Source organism: bacterium (genome assembly GCA_035370465.1).
Lineage (GTDB): Bacteria > Ratteibacteria > UBA8468 > B48-G9 > JAFGKM01 > JAGGVW01.
In genome coordinates, this window is sequence record DAOOVW010000003.1 from 11,215 (window position 1) to 31,713 (window position 20,499).

Here is a 20,499-nt window from a genome sequence, read left to right on the forward strand (position 1 = left end):
ATCTCGCCCTTTCCAATGCTTACCCGTCTATCTTTGTAGAGGGAAGGCCGGCTCGCCCGTAGGGTCCACAGAATTTCTCTGGGCTATGCCCGAGGGGATGGATTTTTATTAACAATCCCCCTTCATCTCCGTTGTGCTATCTGGGAGACGATAACGCACCAACTCTGCTTGCTAAACTTTGCTACCTCAGTCGATTTGCTTAAAGGGGAGAATTAAAAGGGAAAATCAAACACCAACTTTGCCCTGCTATTCCCCGCCTTTTTTAGTCAGTTTAAAAAAGACAGAAGGGGGATTTAATCTTTTGCTCGTTATTTTTCAGCAATATAGTTGGCTGGTTATTTATTATTATAACTTAAATAGACAATAAAAACAATAAAAGGGGAAAAACTGATTTTATTATTTTTTTATAAAGATATGATTTTCCACGGAGTGCTTTCAATATAATTTGTGTATTTTTTCATATCAATTCCTGTTTCTTTAAAACTTTCAGTCCATTTTTCAAAATCAAAAAATTCATTCCAGTTTTCCATCTTACCACCTTTTTTCCAGACATTATAAATTACCTTTGATATTTTTTCATCTCCTCTTGCGAGAAAACATTCAACACAACTCATATTATATGGATGAAAATCAACCTTTACATATCTATTTTTTTTATGGCTTTCAGTTATAAAATTTTTCTTTTGTTCATATCCATCAAGAGATATAAATTTTTCTTTTTCAAATTCAGTATGTGGTTTTGGAATAAATGTATTGAAAGAGACATTTACTTTAATTATTTTAGAAATATCATTTATTAAATTAACTATTTCAGAAATATCTTTTTCTGTTTCATCAGGTAGCCCAATCATAAAGTAAAGTTTTATATGTCTCCAACCACTTTCTCTTGCTTCTTGGCATAATTCAATCAATTTTGTGTTTCCCATTTCTTTACCAATTTTATTTCTCAAATTTTCTGATGTTTCAGGAGCAAATGTTAAAGAACTTTTTTTTATTTCTTTTATTTTGCCTGCTAATTGGAAAGTAAATGTATCCAATCGTAATGAGGGAAAGGAAATTGAGACATTTCTTTTTTTAAATTCATCAACAAGTAAACTAACAATTTTTTCAATTTCAGGATGGTCTCCTGCTGAAAAAGAAAGAAGTGAAATTTCTTCATATCCTGTCTTTTCAAATGTCTCTTTTGCAATTTCAAGCACTTTTTCTGGACTTCTCTTTCTCACTGGTTTCCAGCATTTTCCTGCCTGACAGAACTTACAATTTCTATAACATCCTCTCATTATTTCAAGAGAAATTCTATCATGGATAATATCAGTCAGTGGGACAAGGTATTTTTTAGGGAAATAAGAATTTTCAAAGTCAAAAATAGTTGCTTTTTTAATATTATTTTTTGGAGACATAGGGACAAAAACACCTTCAATTTCTGAAAGGCATTTTAGAATTTTTTCTCTTTTTTCTCCTCTTAATTCCCTATATGTCTCAACTATTTTTTCCATTGCTTCTTCTCCTTCTCCTATTACGAAAACATCTATGAAGGGAATAATTGGAAATGGATTGAAAACACTATTGCCACCAGCAATAATAATTGGCTCATTATTACCTCTTTCTTTTGAGAAAATTGGGATTTTGCTTATATCTAAAAGGTTTAGAACATTTGTATAATTTAGTTCAGAAGATAAACTAAACCCCACAATATCAAAATCCATAACAGGCGTTTTTGTTTCAAGTGTAAAAAGGGGAATATCTTCTTTCTTTAAAATTTCTTCCATATCTTCTAATGGAGAAAAAAATCTTTCACAAATACAATCATCCCTTTCATTCAACATACCATATAAAATTCTGAATCCCAATGATGACATACCAATTGAATAAATATCTGGATAGGAAAGGGCAATTTTTACCTTTTCTTTTTCCCATTTTTTAATATAAACATTTATTTCTTTGCCTAAATAAGAAGCAGGATTTTTTACTTTTGATAATAATTGAGTAATTTTATTTTCCATTAAAATACAGACCAACTATCCTGAATATTTTTTAAAAAAATTATACATATCAAACAGGTAATAAGAGAAGAACCACCATAACTGATAAAAGGCAGCGGTATACCGACAATTGGGAAAAGTCCCATAGTCATTCCTATATTTATTGTAAATTGTGCAACAAACAGAGTTAATATTCCTGTTGCAAGAAGTTTCCCAAATTCATCTGTTGTAAAAGAAATAATCTCAATAATTTTTTTAAAAAAGAGATAATAAAGAAAAAGAAATATTAGAACTCCAATAAAACCAAATTCTTCTGCTAAAACACAAAAAATAAAATCAGTGTGATATTCTGGTAAGAAAGCAAGTTTTGTCTGTGTTCCTTTTAAAAATCCTTTACCTATAAGTCCCCCTGAACCAATTGTTATTTTTGATTGTAAGAGATTATATCCAGCACCAATTGGGTCTCTTCCAGGGTTTATAAAAGTAAGGATTCTTTCTTTCTGGTAGCCCTTCATACTAAACCATAAAATAGGACTTAAAAGTAAAACAATAAAAAATAAAGATAAAAATTGTTTTCTACTCATATCTGCCTGATACAAGATACCAAGAGAAATGAATATAAATATAAAAGCAGTTCCTAAATTTGGTTGTAAAAGAACAAGAATAAAAGGTATAAAGACAATCAAAAGAGATGTAAAAAAAACAGAAAATTTTCTAATATTTCTATTTTCTAAATATGCAGAAAGTGCAACTATCAAAACAAACTTGGCAAATTCAGATGGTTGAAAATATAGCCAACCCAAATTTATCCATCTTGAAGGTCCTTTTTCCCCGGTAGCAAGAACTATTAAAAGAAGAAATAAAATTATAAAATATAAAATGGGGGCAAACCTTTTTAATTCTCTATAATTAACTCCATTTAGGAAAATAATAATAATTGTTCCTAAAATAACCCATATACATTGTTTAACAAAAAAGCTCGACTTGAAGATAATTCCTTTTGAAGCACTATAAAGAAGAAGTAATCCAATAATAACAAGAATATAAGTCAAAATTACAATAAATGTACTATCATCCCTTTCTTTAAAATATCTAAATAATCCCATTTTCTATTTCCTCTGATTTCTCTATTGGATTTTTATTTTCTTCCTGGGTTTCTTCATTTGTTTCGCCATTTTCTTCAATTCTTCCTTTTTCAGGTATGAAGACCTCTTTTAAAATTTTTCCTGCTATTAATGCTGCTTCTGCGGAAGAAGCATGGTCAAGAAAAACAACTATTGCAATTTGAGGATTACTGCTTGGAGCATAACAAACAAATCCACCATAAGTTGGTAAATCACTTTCTCCCCCTGCTCTTTGAGCAGTACCTGTTTTCCCACTTACTTCAAATCCTTCAACATTTGCTAAATGTCCTGTCCCAAAAAGAACAACATTTCTTAATCCCTTTTTTAAAATTTCAAGTGTATCTGAACTTATAAAGACTGTTTTATTGATAAAAGGTGAACATTCTTTTAAAACATTTCCATCAGGTGAAACAATTTTTTTTACAATAAACGGCTCCCAGATATTACCTCCATTTGCAACTGTTGAAATTAAAGATAGAAGTTGAATTGGAGTTGTTAGAATTGGACCCTGTCCTATTGCTAAATTTAGTGGGTCTGTTTCCTTTTTTAAAGGAAGATGCCCGCTTTTTTCTCCTGGAAGGTCAATTCCTGTTTTTTCTCCTAAACCAAATTTACTTGCATATTCAAGCATTTTTTCAACTCCAACCTTCATTCCACATGTGCCAAAAAATATATTACAGGAAAAAGGTAAAGCGAGGTTTATATCAATTAACCCATGCCCCTCATCTTTCCAGCAATGAAAAACTCTATCTCTTATTTCCATTGCTCCTCTACATTCAATTCTGTCATATTCTTGAATTTCGCCTGTCTCCAATGCAGATATTTCTGTTATAATTTTAAAAATTGAGCCAGGTGGGTATTGACCTTTTATAACTCTATTCACAAGAGGATGACTTGCTAAATTAAAATATTTTTCTACTTCTCCTGGTTTAAAACCGGGTCTACTAACAAGAGCAAGAATTTCTCCATTTCTTGGGTCCATTGCGACTACACAACCACTTCTATTTCCTAATTGTTTATATGCACTTCTTTGAATAACACTATCAATAGTTAAAATTAAACTGTTCCCTGTTTTCCCTGCTTGTTTTTTAAGAACTTTTCTGTAATGTCCAAGAGCATCAACTTCTACCTGTATTCCGCTGGGACTTCCTCTTAAAAAGGTATCATAGTATCTTTCTACCCCGTCTTTTCCAATAGTATCTCCTATTTTATATCCTTTGTCTTTTAATGCATCTAATTCTTCTTTTGAAATTTCTCCTAAATATCCAACAACATGACATGTCTGGTCTTCAAGTGGATATTGTCTACCAATACTTTCCTGAGGGAAAATACCCGGTAAATTATCAATATTTTCTTCAATAAGAGAAACTTCCTCAATAGATAAATTCCTTTTTATTACTATTCTATCATAAGGATTTGTATATTTTTTTTTGAATTTTTCAATAAGAAAGTACTTATTAAAAGAAATTATATTTGATAAAATTTCTGCTTCTTTTTCAATATTTTTTATGTCAAAAGGGATAAATACAAGATTAAGAGTAGGTATATCTTTTGCAAGAATTTTTCCATTTCTATCATAAATAACTCCTCTTGGAGTTCCGATATTTATAGTTCTTATACAATTTTTAGCAGAAAGTTGTGAATAATATCCATATCTTACAACCTGAAGAAAAAAGCACCAGACACCCAAAATTATTACAAGAAATTTAACTAAATTGTAAAAAAGTCTTTCTTTTTCCATTTCAATATCTTTCCCAAATAAACAAAATATTCAACAATTACATTTAGTATAGCAAAAATTAATGAATATTTTAAGATTACCTGTTTATTCCACATAAATCCTTCCCCAATTTTCATTGGTAAAATTATAAAATACATTAGACTAAAAATAAAAACCAAAATATTTCTTATAAGAAAAGACCTTACCTTATAAAAAGAATTTATATATACAATAATAAGAAAAATTATACTACTAAAACCAGGAATTGATTTGTTAATTGTGTCATATATTATGCCTGAAACAAAAGATAAAAACAAAGAAATTTCAATATTCCCTTCCCACACAAGATTTAAAAGGAATATAAGTAAAAAACAAGGGACAACATTAGGGGAAAAATAAATTGAAAATATAATCTGAATTCCTACAACAACTAAAAAAACTTCAAAAATTCTAATTATGCCTTTCTTTTCCAATTAGTACCTCTTTAATATAAGAATACATACAGTATGGTTTAACATAAATTTTAAGAAATAATGAATTTGTCTGTTTTTCTATTTTTACAACTTTGCCAATTTTTATACCAGCAGGAAAACTTTTACTATAACCAGAAGTTAAGACCTCATCCCCAATTTTAATATTACTATCAGAAGAAATATATTTTAAAAGAACAAATGGAGTTGTTCCTCCTTCAATAATTCCGACTTCACCAGTTGAAAAAAGAACAGAACTTATTTTTGTTTTTGAATTAAAAATAGTAGAAACATAAGATACATTTTCTTCCACTCTTTCAACTTTACCAACAAGATTAAGGTCATCTGTTATAACAACCATCCCAGTTTCTACATTTTCCTTTTGCCCTTTATCAACAACAAGTTCACCAGGAAATAAACTTGGGATGAAATTTATAATTCTTCCAACAATAAATTCATTTAATTTTCCTTCTTCATTTAATTTAAGGATTTTTTTAAGTCGTTCATTTTCATTTATTATTTCTGAATAATTTATAATGTTTTTCTTGACCAAATTTTTGGAAAAATTTCTTGAAAAATATAATTTATTAATAAGAAATGAAAAATAAATTAAAATAAAAAATAATATTTCTTTTCTAAATCGCCATATCATAATTTTCTATTAGATGTTTTGTGTAATTTATTCTTGAGGGAAATGTTTAAAATATTTTTCTTCTTCAAGCATTTTACCTGTTCCTCTAACAACAGCAGTAAGAGGGTCATCAGCAACAATTACAGGAAGTTTTGTCTCCTGAGAAATAAGTTTATCAATTCCTTTTAATAATGCCCCCCCACCTGCAATTACAACTCCTCCTTCTTTAATTAAATCACTAGAAAGTTCTGGGGGTGTTTCTTCAAGAACATCCCTAACAGCATTTACTATTAAACTTAATGTGTCTTTTAATGCCTCTCTTATTTCCTCTGAGTTTATTTTTATCTGTTTGGGCAATCCCTCTACCAGACTTCTTCCATGAACATCCATTTCAAGTTCTTCATTAAGTTTATAAGCAGAACCAATTTGTATTTTAATTTCTTCTGCTGTTCTTTCCCCAATTAATAAATTATATTTTTTCTTTAAATATTCAATTATTGCTTCATCCATTTCATTGCCTGCAATTCTTAAACTTTTTGTAATTACAATACCCCCAAGTGATATAACTGCCATTTCAGTTGTCCCCCCACCTATATCAATTATTAAACTTCCACATGGTTCCTCAACAGGCAGTCCCACTCCTATTGCTGCTGCCATTGGTTCTTCAACAATTCTTACCATCCGCGCTCCTGCTTTTAAAGCGGTCTCTTTAACTGCTCTTCTTTCAACGCTTGTAATTCCAGAAGGAACTGAAATTACAATTCTTGGTGGAAGGACAAATTTATGTTTTGGTGTTTTTACTTTTGAAATGAAATATCTCAACATTGCTTCGCATCCATCAAAATCAGCAATTACTCCATCTTTCATTGGTTTCATTGCGACTATATTAGCAGGTGTTTTTCCAAGCATTTTTTTTGCTTCTCCACCAACAGCAACGAATTCTTTTGTGGTGGTATTCATTGCAACTATTGATGGTTCCATCAAGACAACTCCTTTTCCTCTGACATAAACACATGTATTTGCTGTTCCTAAATCAATACCTATATCATTTGAAAAAAAAGTCAGAAATTTTACCATATTTTCTCTCCTTACATTTCTTCTATAATTTTAAAAACTTCATCGCCATCTCTAACAATTTCATCTGTCTTTATTCCAATTTCATCACCAACTTTTGCAACTTCAACTTCCTGGTGTTCTATTTGTATTGAATTTACTTTTTGAGAAAAATCTGTTGTGTGTCCTTTTATATGTATCTCATCTCCCCTTTTTAACTGGTCGTTGGTAATTTTAATAGCAGCAACTCCAATTTTATTAAAATAATGTGTTATCTCCCCTATTTTCATCTCCTTCATTATTCACCTCCATTTTGTTCAATATATCAATAAAAACATTAACAAGTTCTCTATCAAATTGAGTACCTGCATTTGCCAATAGTTCACTTATTGCTTCCTCTTTACTTAGTGCTTTTCTGTATGGTCTATCTGCCCGCATAGCACTATAAGCATCAGCAATTGCCAAAATTTTAGCATATAAAGGGATTTTTTCTCCACTTAATCCTTCTGGATATCCCCTTCCATCAACTCTTTCATGATGATATAAACATGCTTCAACTTTTTCTTTATCCACATTTAATGGTCGCAAAATATTCACAGTTATTAAAGGATGCTTCTTTATAAAATATTTTTCTTCTGGTGTTAATGGTTCTTCTTTAGAAAGAATACCATTTTTTACTCCTAATTTTCCCAGGTCATGTAAAAAAGAAGATATTTTTAGTGTTTCTATTTCTTCATCACTTAATTCTAATCTCTTTCCAAGAAGTGTAGCATAATATGCAACCATTTCTGAGTGTTGTTTTGTGTATCCATCTTTTACTTCAAGTGATTTTATTAGACACTCTATTGTATTTAAAAAATATGAGCCCCTAATTGTTTCCAATAAAATAGAGTTTTCAATTCCTATTCCAATTTGCATTGAAAATAATTCAAGAAATTTTACCTCGTTTTTTTCAAAGATACCTATGTTTTTAGAAATTTCTATATCAAGCAATCCAACTTCTTTTTCTTTTCCTTTTATTCTAACAAAAGCACGAATTGTTTTAGTTTGTTCATCTAATTTAACTATTTCTGAACCAAAGATTTTATTTATTTCTTCTTTTGAATAACTCATTTTTTGTTTATTTGTCTTATCTGCAATATATTTATGTTTTCTTAAAATAAAATTGCTACTGCCTTTATCAATTAAATAGATTGAAATTCTTTCGGGTGAAAATGTTTTTAATAAAATGTCAGATATATTCTCAAGAAATGTATCAATGTCTGTAAGAAATCCAATATTTTTGTTCAACTCAAAAAGTGTCTCAAAAATTTTTAATCTTGATACTTCTTTTAATAAACTTCCAATTTCTATATTTTTTTTAATTGTTTTAAAAAATTGATTAATATCAAATGGATAAATCAAAAGGTCATTTGCACCTGAATTTATTGCTTTTACTGCATTTTTAATTTCTTCATCTATTACAACAATTGGTATTAAATTATTGAATTCCCTGACGTTTTTAATAAACTGGAATCCATCAATTTCGCTTATTTGTAAGTCAAGTAAAATAAGAGTAAATTCATTATTTTTAATTTTATCAATTGCTACAAAACCATTATTTGTTTCCTCAAAAATAAAATTTCTTTTTTCAAGTAAATCCCTGCATAATTTTTTTAAATTTTCCTTATCAGATATAATTAAAATTTTTTCATTCATTTTCTACCTCTCTTTGTTCATTTTATTTTAACAAGATAATGGAACAAAGTCAATATAATACCATTTACCCTATAATTTTTGAATTGTTTATTTTTTATACTGCTTCTTCTTATGGTAAAATTAAAAAATGCTTGAAACAAAAAATTTAAAAAAGAGTTTTGGGAGAAAAGTAGCCGTTAGAGATATTTCCATAAATGTTGGTAAAGGAGAAATTGTTGGACTTTTAGGTCCAAATGGGGCAGGAAAAACGACAACTTTTGAAATGGTACTTGGATTTTTAAAACCAGATAAAGGTAATATTTTTGTTGATGGGATAGATATAACAAACTTTTCTGTCTGGAAAAGAAGTCAATTGGGTATTTCTTATCTTCCACAGGAAATATCAATTTTTTCAAAATTAACAGTTGAAGAAAATTTCTATATAATTCTTGAATCATATTACAAAGATAAAAAAAAGATGAAGCAGGTTGTTGAAGAATATCTAAAAAAGATAGGGCTTTATGATATGAGGGAACAGCCAGCAGGAACTCTTTCAGGCGGAGAAAAAAGGCGACTTGAAATAGGAAGAAGTTTAAGTTTAAATCCCAAGTTTTTTCTTTTAGATGAGCCTTTTTCAGGAATTGACCCAAAAACTGTATCTGAACTTCAGGATATAGTTGTCAAATTAAAAAATTCAAATATTGGTATTTTACTTACAGACCATAATGTAAGAGAAGCACTAACAATAACAGATAGAGCATATATAATTTATCAGGGCAAAATACTTATTGAAGGAAAACCAGAAGAAATATTAAAACATCCAGAAGCAAGAGGTGTTTATTTTGGAGAGAAATTTCAGATATGAGAAAGAATTTAACGATATTACCGGTACATGTTGGAATTATAATGGATGGAAATGGAAGATGGGCTAATAAAAAAAATTTGCCAAGAATTTTTGGTCATAAAGAAGGGATTAAAGCAGTAAGAAGGGTGGTAAAGGCAGCAAAAAAATTTGAAATTAAATATCTTACATTATATTCCTTTTCAACAGAGAACTGGAAAAGACCGCAAGAAGAAGTTTCTTTTCTCCTTAAACTTATAGAAACAAGACTGATAAAAGAAGGAAATAATTTAAACAAAAATAATGTAAAAGTTGATTTTATTGGTAAGAAAGAAAAACTTCCTAAAAAACTTATTGAAATAATGGACAGGGTAAGAAATTTAACTAAAAAAAATACAGGACTTACTTTAATTTTTGCTATAAATTATGGAGGCAGACAGGAGATATTGGATGCAATAGAACAAATAATTAAACATGGGAATATAAAAAAGGTTGAAGAAGAAAATTTCCGGAATTTTCTTTATCTTCCTTCTCTTCCTGACCCTGACCTTATAGTAAGAACAGCAGGAGAAAAGCGAATAAGCAATTTTTTATTATGGCAATCAGCATATTCAGAGCTTTACTTTACAGATGTTCTCTGGCCTGATTTTGATGAAGAGGACTTTTATAAATGTCTTGTTTCTTACCAAAGAAGAAAAAGAAAATTTGGGGGGCTTGTTAAGTGAAAAGAGTTGTTATTTTTGGTTCAACAGGGACAATAGGAATAAATACACTTGAAGTTATAAATAGACAAAAAAATAAATTTAAAGTTGTCGCTCTTGCATGTAAAGAAAACAAAAAAATTCTTTCTCAACAAATTGAACAATTTTTACCTGAATTTGTTTATATTGAAGAAAGAGATACATCTTTTGAAAGGAAATTTAAAAATATAAAATTTTTTTATAAAGGAGAAATGTCTGAAATTTCAAAAGTTGATTCAGATATTTTCATTTTTGCTATACCTGGTATTGACAGTTTAGATACCTTTGTTGAGTGTCTGAAAAGGAGAAAAAAAATTGGACTTGCAACAAAAGAAATTCTTGTTGTTGCAGGTAGTATTATAAAAAATTTATTAAAAAAATACAAAAGTGAAATTCTCCCTATTGATAGTGAGCATAATGCAATTTTTCAGATTATAGAAAAAGAAAATAAAAAAGATATTAAAAAGATATACCTGACTGCATCAGGGGGACCTTTTTATAAAACAAAAATTAAAAGTCCATCTTTAAAACAGGTTCTTTCTCATCCTATATGGAAAATGGGCAAGAAAATAACAATTGATTCTGCAACAATGATGAATAAATGTTTTGAAATAATTGAAGCACATCATCTTTTTTCTTTACCATTTGAAAAAATTGGGGTTTTATTTCATCCTGAGGCAATAGTTCATGGGTTAGTAGAATTTATTGATGGAACAATAAAGGCAATTATGTATAAACCAGATATGAAAATTCCAATAAATTATGTTTTAAACTATCCTGAAAGAGAAGGAGAATCTCTTGAAATTCTACCATTAGATAAGATGAAAAAACTTACTTTTAGAGCTCCTTCTGGAAAAGAAAAATTTATAAAGTTTGCAAAAGAGTCAATAAAAATAAATGGCTCTTATCCTGTTGTTTTAAATACTGCAAACGAAGTGTCTGTTAGGTATTTTCTTGAAAATAAAATAAAATTTCAAGATATTTTAGGGACTATTGAAAAAATAATTAAAAAACAAAAAATACAAAAAAATATAACTATAAATGATATTTACAGAATTACAGAAGAAATAAAAAATTCTTATTAAAAAAATGGGAAAAATTTATTTTCCACAGTCAAAAATAGGTAAAAAAGGTTTTCCAATAGAGACTGAATTGACAATTCTTGATATTGCTCAAAGAAATAATATTCAATTATCTGCTGAATGTGGTGGACAAGGAAAATGCGGGAAATGTGTTGTAAGAATTGAGAAGGGGAAAAGAAATTTATCACCACTAAATCAAATTGAAGAAAAATTTTTCTTATCAGATAATGAGCGGCTTGCCTGCCAGACAAAAATAATAAAAGATAATGGAGATATAGTTGTCTACATAAAAGATTCTGGAAGGTATGAAATTTTAAAGTTTGGAATGGAGAGAAAAATTCCTATTTGTCCTCGTTTTTACAAAAAAAATGAAAATGTCTATAAAGAAGGAGAGATTATAGATGTTTATAGAGGAAATATTTTTGGATTGGCAATTGATGTTGGTACAACAACAGTTGTTTTTGATATTGTGAACCTTGAAAATGGTAATATTATAGCAACAGTTGCTAAAACAAATCCTCAAATTTCTTTTGGTAATGATGTTATTTCAAGAATTGAATATGTTTCTATTGATAAAAATCAAAAAAGATATTTAAATGATGAAGAAAAAAGAGAAAGAGTAAAAAAACTACAAAGAGTTATTATTGAGGCAATCAACAATTCAATTGATGAAATTTCGGGAAAATATGGAGAAAATTTTTCAGAAAAAATTTATAGTGTTGTTGTATCAGGAAATCCTACAATGAGAAATTTATTTTTTGGGATTGATGTCTCTTCCCTTGGAGTAAGTCCATATGAGCCAGTCCATAAGGAAGAAATAATTGTTATGCCAGAAGAAATTGGATTAAAAATAAACAAAAATGGAGATGTTTATGGGATTCCTCTTATTGGTGGACATGTTGGAGGAGATATTGTTGCAGATATTTTATCATCAGAAATTTATAAAAATGAAGAAATATCCATTATAGTTGATATAGGAACAAATGGAGAAGTAGTTATTGGAAATAAATATAAAATTATTTCTACTTCCGCAGCAGCAGGCGGTGCTTTTGAAGGTGGGAATATTTCCTTTGGAGTTGGAGCAATAGAAGGGGCAGTGAAAAAAATAGAAATAATTGATGGAAGAGTTTTTTATTCTACAATAGGAAATAAATATCCAATTGGTATATGTGGTTCTGGTTTTATTGATTTACTTGCAGAACTTTTAAAATATAATATTTTAAGTAAAAATGCAAAATTAAAACAGGACTTTTACATAACAGGAGAAATAAAAATTACACAGGCAGATATGTACCAACTTATAACTTCAAAATCAGCAATAAAAACAGCACAGGATATACTTATGAAATGTTATCCAGTTGAAAAAGAAAATTTAGGGAAAATTTACATTTCTGGCGGATTTGGGAATTTTATAAATGTAAAAAATGCAATGAAAATAGGACTTATTCCAGAAATTGAAGAAGAAAAAGTCATTAAAATTGGAAATGGTTCTCTTGAAGGGGCAAGAGAAATTTTGTTATGTGAGGAAAGAAAAAAAACTGCTGAAGAAATTGCAAGAAGCGTAGTTCATATAAAAACAAATGAAGTAGAAAAGAATTTTGATTATATACTGGCAGAAAACATGTATTTTTAACAAAGAGAGGTTATGAACTCAAGAGAAAGGATATTAAATGTTTTTGAAGGTAGAAAAGTTGACAGAATCCCTATTTCTTTATATGAATTTGATGGTAATTATGATAGTTGGATTTATAATTATCCTGAATATGTTGAGATTCTGAATTATGCAAAAGGGAAAACAGATAAGATGTATTTCTGGTTTCCAATAATAAATAGTCCATCTATTTTTTATGGACAAATAGACCTAAATGATATAAAAACAGAAGAATGGGAAGAAAATGACCAATTTCATACAAAAACAACAATAAGAACACCTCTTGGGGAAGTTTATACTCACTCAAGACAGGATAAAGGGATTCATACATCCTGGACAATTGAGAATTTATGTAAGAATATAAATGATGCTAAAAAAATTCTTTCTCTTCCATACATCCCTATGAAAGTTGATGTTTCATCTTTTTTTGAAAAAGACAAAAAATTAGGAGAAGAAGGAATTTTAATGGGTGATATTCCTGATGCTTTATGTTTGGTGGTTAGCCTTTTTGGTTTTAGTAGATTTTTAATGTTTTATATTGACAACCCGGATATTATTTTTAAACTCATAAATTTTTTTCAGGAAAGAATTTATAATTACTTAAAAGAACTTTTAGAAAATGGAGCAATAACAGTATATAGAATATGTGGTCCAGAATATGCTACTCCTCCTTATTTAAGCCCAAATGAATTTGATAAACTTGTAACTCCTTATGATAAGCAATTGTTCCAACTTCTTCACAAATATGGAGCAAAAGGGAGATTACATTCACACGGGAAAATAAAAAATGTTTTAAAGGCATTTTTAGAGATAGAAATAGATGCTACTGACCCTATTGAACCACTGCCAGATGGAGATATAACATTAAAAGAAGCAAGAAAAATTCTTGGAGAAAAAATTGTTTTGATAGGAAATATAGAAGAAAGATTATTGGAAATTGGAAGTAAAAAAGATATTGAAGATGCAGTTAAAAAAGCAATTAATGAAGTTGGAAATACACCATTTATTTTATGTCCAACAGCAATGCCATTAACAACTCCACTTGATAAAAAAATAAAAGAAAACATTATTCATTATATTGACTGCGGAGGGAAATATGGGAAATTATAAAATTGAAAAAATTTTATTGAGTGAAACTTTTTTGTTATCATTCAATCAAAATATAAAAGGAGGGAGAAAATGATTGAGAATATAAAGTGGTTAGGGCATTCATCTGTTTTAATAGAGAAAGAAGGTAAATATATTTATGTTGACCCATGGAAAATAAAAAAAGATGAACCAAAAGGTGATTTAGTTTTAATAACACATCCACATTATGACCATTGTAGTCCAGAAGATATAGATAAAATAAGGAAAGACCAAACAATTATTATAGGACCATCTGATGCAGTTGAAACAATAAATGGAAATACAAGAAAGATAAAACCGTATGAGGAAATTGAACTGCCTTATGTAAAAATAAAAGGTGTTCCTGCATATAATATAAATAAAAACTTCCATCCAAAAAGCAATAATTGGGTTGGATATATAATAAAATTTCCTGATAGTTCAATTTATATTACAGGTGATACTGACTTTATACCTGAAATGAAAGGAGTTAAGGTTGATATTGTCCTTTTGCCAATTGGGGGAACATATACAATGGATGCAGAACAGGCAGCAGAAGCAATCAACAATATGAATGTAAAAGTTGCAATACCAATTCATTATGGGAATATTGTAGGTAGTAAAAAAGATGCTGAAAAATTAACTTCTCTTGTAAAAAATGCAGAAGTAAAAATTCTTTAAAAGGAAACCTCTTTTCCACTTTCAGCACTTATATAAATTCCTTCAAGCATTTTTATTACCTCTAAGGATTGCTCTAATTTTACAGGTACCTCTTTATTTTCCTTTACACATTCAAAAAACTCCTTTATTTCCTGATGATGTGGTGGCTGAATATCTGACATCACATTATCAAATAATGGTTTTATATCCTGTAAAATACCATTTTTTTCTGTTGCAATTTTTCCATCAGGCCATAAAAATCCACTTTCTGTTCCAAATAAAGTTGTAGAAAAATCCTCCAATTTTTCCATATTTGCAAGAAAACTACATGTTAAGACCAAACTTCTTCCATCATCAAACCTTATAAATCCAGAAGCAAAGTCCTCTACATTATATGTCTCTCTATCCCACTCACCCCATAATCCTCTTATATCTTTTCTCTTTGCAAGTTTTGTATATGTAATTCCTTTTACTGAATGGACTTTTGGGCATCCGATAAACCAGTAAGTCAAATCAAGAATATGAACTCCGATATCAAACATAGGACCGCCGCCTGAAAGTTCTTTTTTAATAAATGTATCTCGGGCTGGTATTCCTCTTCTTCTTAATGCATTGGCAAAAGCAAAATAAATTTCTCCAAAAAAGCCATCATCAATTAGTTTTTTTGTCAAAACACTTTCTTTTCTAAATCTTTGATGTTGTGCTGCCATAAGTTTTTTATTTGATTTTTTTGCCTGTTCTATCATACCTTCCACTTCTTTTACACTTGTAGCAAGAGGTTTTTCACATATTACATGTTTTCCTGCTTTCAATGAATCAATTACTGCTGGATAATGCAGTTTATTTGGAGTACATACATCAACAATATCAATTTCCTGAATCTCAAGCAGTTTTTTATAATTATCAAAAATATATTTTATTCCTTCTTTTTCTGCTTGTTTTCTTGCTTTTTCTGAAACATCTGCTATCCCAATTACTTCAACATCTGATAACTTTTTCCAGCCAGGAAAATGAGTTGAACTTGCAATACCACCAAAACCAATAAATCCAACACAATACTTCCCATTTTTCATTTTTTCTCCTTTCCTTTAAGAGTCAAAACCAATTCTTACATCAACTGCAATTACTTCTTTTTCCTTAACAATTAAGGGATTTATATCCATTTCTTTTATTTCTGGAAAATCACTAACCAATTGTGATACCCTTAAAAGTGTTTCTTTGATTTTTTCTTTATCAACTGGTGGAATATTTCTGAAACCATTAAATAATTTACTTGCCTTTATATCATCAATCATATCAGAAACTTCATTTTCCATAAGCGGCACAAGAGAAAAAGAAACATCTTTAAAAAGTTCAACATAAATTCCACCAAGCCCAAACATTATTAAATGCCCAAATTGAGCATCTTTATTAACTCCAACTATTGTTTCAATTCCACCTTCTATATATTGTTGTATCTGTATTCCTTCAATTTTAGCATCTTTTTTATATTCTTTCACTGACCTTATTATGTCATTAAATGCTTTCTCAAACTCAGATTCTGTTTTTATCCCTACTTTTACTCCTCCAACTTCTGTTTTATGAATTATATCAGGAGAAACAAGTTTCATAACTACTGGGTATCCCATTTTTTTAAAGATATTTTTCCCGTCTTCTAAATTTTTAGCAATAAGAGAATTGATTGTATTTATACCATAGAGAGAAAGAATTTCTCGTCCTTCAATATCTCCTACAACTTTTATTTTTGCCTTTTTGAAATTATCCAATTTTTCTTTTACCTTTTCTTTATTTACTTTGTAAGTTATAATTTTTTCTTCTTTCTTTTCCAAATATTTTCTGTAATTTACCATCCCTTTAAGAGAAGATACAGCCCTTTCAGGAAAAGGATAATTTGGAATTTTTCCCTCACTTAATCTTATAATTCCTGGCTCTATTCTTTTTCCTCCCATAAAACATCCTACAACTGTCTTGTTAAAACCTTTTGAGACATCAATAATTTTATCTGCTGTTTCTTTTGGTTCAGTTACAACCTGTGGAGTGAGGATACATATAACTGCCTCTACATTTTTATCAGATATAACAACATTAAGTGCTTTTCCATAATTTTCTGCCATTACATCACCTAAACAGTCAACTGGATTATTTATATTAGAAGATGGGGGTAGAAATTCCTTTAACTTTTCTTTTGTTGTATCTGAAATTTGTGCAAGTTTAAGTCCATTTTTTTCTATTGCATCAACAGCCATTACAGAAGGACCTCCTGCATTAGTTACAACTGCAATTCTATCCCCCTTTATAAGTGGTTGATATGAAAAAGCAATTGCGTAATCAAAAAGTTCTTCAACTGAATATGCTCTTATAACACCACTTTTTTTGAAAGATGCTTCAAAAGCAATATCAGAGCCAGCAATACTTCCTGTATGAGAACTAACTGCTTTACTTCCCATTTCAGTTATTCCGGATTTAACAATTATAATTGGTTTCTTTTTTGAGACATCTCTTGCAACTTCAATAAATTTTCTGCCTTCTTCTATCCCTTCTAAATAAAGTAAAATAACATTTGTGTCGGGGTCATCAGATAGCTCTTCAATAAGGTCAATTTCTGAAATGTCTGCTTTATTCCCGAAACTTACAAATTTAGAAAGTCCAATATTTTCTTTTATTGCCCAGTCAAGAACTGCTGTTCCAAGAGCGCCTGATTGAGTTATAAAGGCGATTTTCCCCTTTTGTGGCATATCAAAAGCGAAAGAAGCATTAAGATCATTTGTAGTATCTATAATGCCTAAACAATTTGGTCCAATAAGGCGCATATTGTATTTTTTAATAATTTTTTCTAATTCTTCCTCTCTTTTTCTCCCCTCTTCTCCTGCTTCTTTAAAACCAGCACTAATTACAATTAATCCCTTAACGCCTTTTTCTCCACATTCTTTTGCTACATCACAGACGAATTTTGCAGGAACAACAATTACTACAAGTTCAACTTTTTCTTTTATTTCAGAAATGCTTTTATAACATTCCAGTCCAAGAATTTTACCTGATTTTGGATTTACAGGAAAAATTTTACCTCTGTACCCCCCATCAATTATATTTTTTAATATTTTATAACCAAGTTTTTCTGGATTTGTTGAAACACCAACCAGAGCAATACTTTCGGGCATAAAAAATTGTTTTAACATAATAACCCCCATTATTAAGCATTACTTAATTTTTTTTGTTATACTTAATTTTATTTATTTTAGAAATTATATCTTTTTAATAGAGGAAAGTCAAATTTTCGAATTGAGACATAATAAATCTACTCCAAAAGGTATGTTAGACAAGACAAAAAAGAATCTACTGGAAAAATAGGATTTAAATAGCACCTTCGGATAAAATAAGAAAAAACCGGAGGTGCAAATGAAAAAGGAATTAAAAATGGGAATAAGGAAGAAAATAAGTAAAAAAATAGCATAGAGGTATCAGAGAGGGAGGAAGAAAAAGAAAGAGAAATGGAAATAGAAAAAGAAGAGAAAAATAAACAATGTGTTGGAGTAGATTTTTATTTGACACAACAGTCTCTGTTCAAATCGCTATTTAAAATTGCTGATGAATATGATTTTGGATTAAAATAACCTTTTACACCTGGAAATGAAGTAATTTCCCACTTTTTAATTTTTCTATTACGAACTATCAGGAAATATACTTTATTTCCTTCAATACCTACTTCTTTTTTAGGTATTCTGAAATTAATTACCCATCTATCTGGAAATTTCTTTGTTTCTGTTTGATAATTACCTTGCCATGACCAATTCCATCTATTAGTTAATAAATCACATTCAGAAGCACATTTAAAATTATCTGGATTTATAAGAAAATGATAACAGGTTTTTGCATCCTGTGAAGAAGCAATAAAAATTTCTATACAATCGCTTCCATATACTGCTCCTACATCATTTCCTTTGTGAATTGTCAAATTTTCCATTTCTTCTTCTTGGCATTCAATTATAAATACAATTTCTTTATTGTCTGAATATACTTTTACAAGTGTCTGGTTTTTTTCTGGTGGAATAAGTGTTATTTTATCAACTAAAACTAATGTTGAAGGATCTTTTTGGAGAGGAGTTTCAATGTTCATCTGAGAAAGAGGGAAACTTTTTATTTCACTTTGTGAGTGATATTTTTCTCTTTCTTCAAAAATATGTATCCAGTAATCAAAAAGTTCTTTTTCTTTGTTAACTCGTTGATAATATTCTGGGAAATTCTTACTTTCCTTTAATGCATTTTCTATATTACCAAGGCATTCTTTTTGGATTTCCTTTGTGAACATCTTCTTAAAATCATCTGTTTTCTTTGTAAAACATCCATCCATTTCTTTTAGTCCTTTTTCTAAACAGTCCAGATAACGACGCATTGAAGAATCAGCAGGACCAAAATTTTTCTGACAATAATCATTTAAAGTATTATCTAAATTAGTATTAATATTCCAGAGATACATCGCTGTTACATAAATAGGAAGATGAAATGTTTCCCATGCTTTACTTTCAACTCCTGGTACTTCACTTAAAAAACCATCCAATCCCAATTGATGGTAATATTTTATATCCTGGGCAACTACCTGCCAGATAGGAGCAGGTAAAAAATCCCAGTTATAAGTATAATAGTCATAAATATATATGTGTTTAATTTTCCTTCTTAATTGTTTTATCCGCTCAAAAATTGGCTTGTTTATAGGACAATTAGGGTCTCCAATAGAGTGTTTATAACATCTCCAAATAGTGCAAGAAACGATAAGATTATCAGGTAAAACATCTTTTACTTGATAAAAGTCAGAAAAGTTACTATAAGAATAATGTCCAACTAAAACATCAGGATATACTTCTTTTACCTTATTTGCAATATCATTAATAAAATCAGCAACTCTTCCATTTACAGAACCCTTTTTTCTATCTTCCTGTGTATCTAAATTTTTACAGTTTTCACATTCACACCAGCCATAACCATCATTAGGAGGAATACCAACGATAGAGATATCCGGATGTTCTTTAATATATTTTAAAATATTCTGGATAAACTCTGTCCTCATCTGCTGATTAGAAAGACATAATTGTCCTCCTTCTGACTGTTTTACTCTTTTTCCTCCTATTAAAGCAAAATATTCTGGATGTTGTTCAAAATATCTATTATCTGGTATCCAGAAACTATAACTATGAACGGTCGTATCTGGTTTTAAACCCCATTTTGGTAATTCTTCTTTAAGAATATCTACTTCGTTATGATGAGTAAGTTTACTATTCATTTTTAAATGAAACATCCATTCTGCTACTTTTTCATCATAATGATGCTTACCGGCACAAATATGTAGACATCTATAAGGAAAAGAAGGTGAGAATGTTTGATTTGTTTCATCTAATTTTATTGGTAAGATAATTTCTTCCAAAGCAGGAGAGTCAGGACGAAAATATCTCACTCCAAATAATTCTAAAAGATAAATTATTCCACATCTAATTCCTTCCTCATCACATCCTGAAATTTTTATTTCTCTTTTGGAAGGAGAGATATTCAGACAAAAAGAACCTTCTTGAACTATTCCTTTTTCTGGATAAGAAAGAATAATATTTAAATCTTCAGGTGAGAGACTGTTAACTTCTTCAAGTCCACATTTTTTAAAAAATGTTTTTAATTCTAATATAGCAGTTTCTGTCTGTATTATTCCATTACCAGAAGGAAAAAAAATATTTATTTTATATTTATCATTTTTACCTATTTTCATTTGTTCTTTGAC

At 29.3% G+C, this 20,499-nt stretch carries 17 protein-coding genes; 6 read left to right on the forward strand and 11 right to left on the reverse strand.

Annotated features, from left to right (window positions below):
- Nucleotides 1-404: 404 nt before the first annotated feature.
- From PLW95_00755 to PLW95_00790, 8 genes are read right to left on the reverse strand one after another with little or no spacing between them, the layout of a single operon-like run.
- Nucleotides 405-2,003: a TIGR03960 family B12-binding radical SAM protein gene (locus PLW95_00755; protein ID HOV21199.1), complete on the reverse strand. Its 1,599-nt coding sequence runs from the start codon at nucleotides 2,001-2,003 to the stop codon at nucleotides 405-407.
- Entirely contained in the window at nucleotides 2,003-3,088 is a 1,086-nt protein-coding gene (gene rodA, locus PLW95_00760) for a rod shape-determining protein RodA (GenBank protein ID HOV21200.1), read from the reverse strand. Before rodA ends, PLW95_00755 begins: the two co-directional genes overlap by 1 nt.
- Nucleotides 3,075-4,847 carry a penicillin-binding protein 2 gene (gene mrdA / locus PLW95_00765; GenBank protein HOV21201.1) on the reverse strand — a complete coding sequence of 591 codons (1,773 nt, stop codon included), beginning with the start codon at nucleotides 4,845-4,847 and terminating at the stop codon, nucleotides 3,075-3,077. The genes rodA and mrdA overlap by 14 nt, the downstream gene beginning before the upstream one ends.
- Complete coding sequence (locus PLW95_00770) at nucleotides 4,817-5,299, reverse strand: hypothetical protein (protein HOV21202.1); 483 nt, start codon at nucleotides 5,297-5,299, stop codon at nucleotides 4,817-4,819. The genes mrdA and PLW95_00770 overlap by 31 nt, the downstream gene beginning before the upstream one ends.
- Nucleotides 5,277-5,948, reverse strand: coding sequence for a rod shape-determining protein MreC (mreC, locus tag PLW95_00775; GenBank protein ID HOV21203.1), 672 nt, complete (start codon nucleotides 5,946-5,948; stop codon nucleotides 5,277-5,279). The genes PLW95_00770 and mreC overlap by 23 nt, the downstream gene beginning before the upstream one ends.
- Nucleotides 5,949-5,975: 27 nt before the next feature.
- Complete coding sequence (locus tag PLW95_00780; GenBank protein ID HOV21204.1) at nucleotides 5,976-7,004, reverse strand: rod shape-determining protein; 1,029 nt, start codon at nucleotides 7,002-7,004, stop codon at nucleotides 5,976-5,978.
- An 11-nt stretch (nucleotides 7,005-7,015) separates the two neighbouring features.
- Nucleotides 7,016-7,279: a translation elongation factor-like protein gene (locus PLW95_00785; protein ID HOV21205.1), complete on the reverse strand. Its 264-nt coding sequence runs from the start codon at nucleotides 7,277-7,279 to the stop codon at nucleotides 7,016-7,018.
- Entirely contained in the window at nucleotides 7,239-8,678 is a 1,440-nt protein-coding gene (locus tag PLW95_00790) for a response regulator (GenBank protein HOV21206.1), read from the reverse strand. Before PLW95_00790 ends, PLW95_00785 begins: the two co-directional genes overlap by 41 nt.
- Nucleotides 8,679-8,805: 127 nt before the next feature.
- Here PLW95_00790 and lptB point away from each other — a divergent pair, with 127 nt between their 5' ends.
- The 6 genes from lptB to PLW95_00820 all read left to right on the forward strand — a co-directional run bounded on the left by lptB (nucleotide 8,806) and on the right by PLW95_00820 (nucleotide 14,759).
- Nucleotides 8,806-9,522 (forward strand): LPS export ABC transporter ATP-binding protein, encoded by a 717-nt coding sequence (gene lptB / locus PLW95_00795; GenBank protein ID HOV21207.1) that lies wholly within the window; start codon nucleotides 8,806-8,808, stop codon nucleotides 9,520-9,522.
- Nucleotides 9,519-10,223, forward strand: coding sequence for an isoprenyl transferase (locus PLW95_00800; protein HOV21208.1), 705 nt, complete (start codon nucleotides 9,519-9,521; stop codon nucleotides 10,221-10,223). Before lptB ends, PLW95_00800 begins: the two co-directional genes overlap by 4 nt.
- Entirely contained in the window at nucleotides 10,220-11,323 is a 1,104-nt protein-coding gene (gene dxr, locus PLW95_00805) for a 1-deoxy-D-xylulose-5-phosphate reductoisomerase (protein ID HOV21209.1), read from the forward strand. The genes PLW95_00800 and dxr overlap by 4 nt, the downstream gene beginning before the upstream one ends.
- Nucleotides 11,324-11,327: 4 nt before the next feature.
- Nucleotides 11,328-12,953 carry an ASKHA domain-containing protein gene (locus PLW95_00810; GenBank protein ID HOV21210.1) on the forward strand — a complete coding sequence of 542 codons (1,626 nt, stop codon included), beginning with the start codon at nucleotides 11,328-11,330 and terminating at the stop codon, nucleotides 12,951-12,953.
- Between the two features lie 12 nt (nucleotides 12,954-12,965).
- Nucleotides 12,966-14,081, forward strand: a complete 1,116-nt coding sequence (locus PLW95_00815) for a uroporphyrinogen decarboxylase family protein (GenBank protein HOV21211.1) — start codon at nucleotides 12,966-12,968, stop codon at nucleotides 14,079-14,081.
- A gap of 69 nt (nucleotides 14,082-14,150) precedes the next feature.
- Nucleotides 14,151-14,759 carry an MBL fold metallo-hydrolase gene (locus PLW95_00820; protein HOV21212.1) on the forward strand — a complete coding sequence of 203 codons (609 nt, stop codon included), beginning with the start codon at nucleotides 14,151-14,153 and terminating at the stop codon, nucleotides 14,757-14,759.
- On the opposite strand, the gene PLW95_00825 is transcribed toward PLW95_00820, so the two are convergent.
- The 3 genes from PLW95_00825 to PLW95_00835 form a co-directional block, all read right to left on the reverse strand.
- Nucleotides 14,756-15,811 (reverse strand): Gfo/Idh/MocA family oxidoreductase, encoded by a 1,056-nt coding sequence (locus PLW95_00825; protein HOV21213.1) that lies wholly within the window; start codon nucleotides 15,809-15,811, stop codon nucleotides 14,756-14,758. The two genes, PLW95_00820 and PLW95_00825, sit on opposite strands and share 4 nt — an antisense overlap.
- A 15-nt stretch (nucleotides 15,812-15,826) precedes the next feature.
- A complete protein-coding gene (locus PLW95_00830) occupies nucleotides 15,827-17,914 on the reverse strand; it encodes an acetate--CoA ligase family protein (protein HOV21214.1) in 2,088 nt (695 codons plus the stop codon).
- Between the two features lie 362 nt (nucleotides 17,915-18,276).
- A complete protein-coding gene (locus PLW95_00835) occupies nucleotides 18,277-20,487 on the reverse strand; it encodes a DUF4838 domain-containing protein (GenBank protein ID HOV21215.1) in 2,211 nt (736 codons plus the stop codon).
- Between the last annotated feature and the right edge of the window lie 12 nt (nucleotides 20,488-20,499).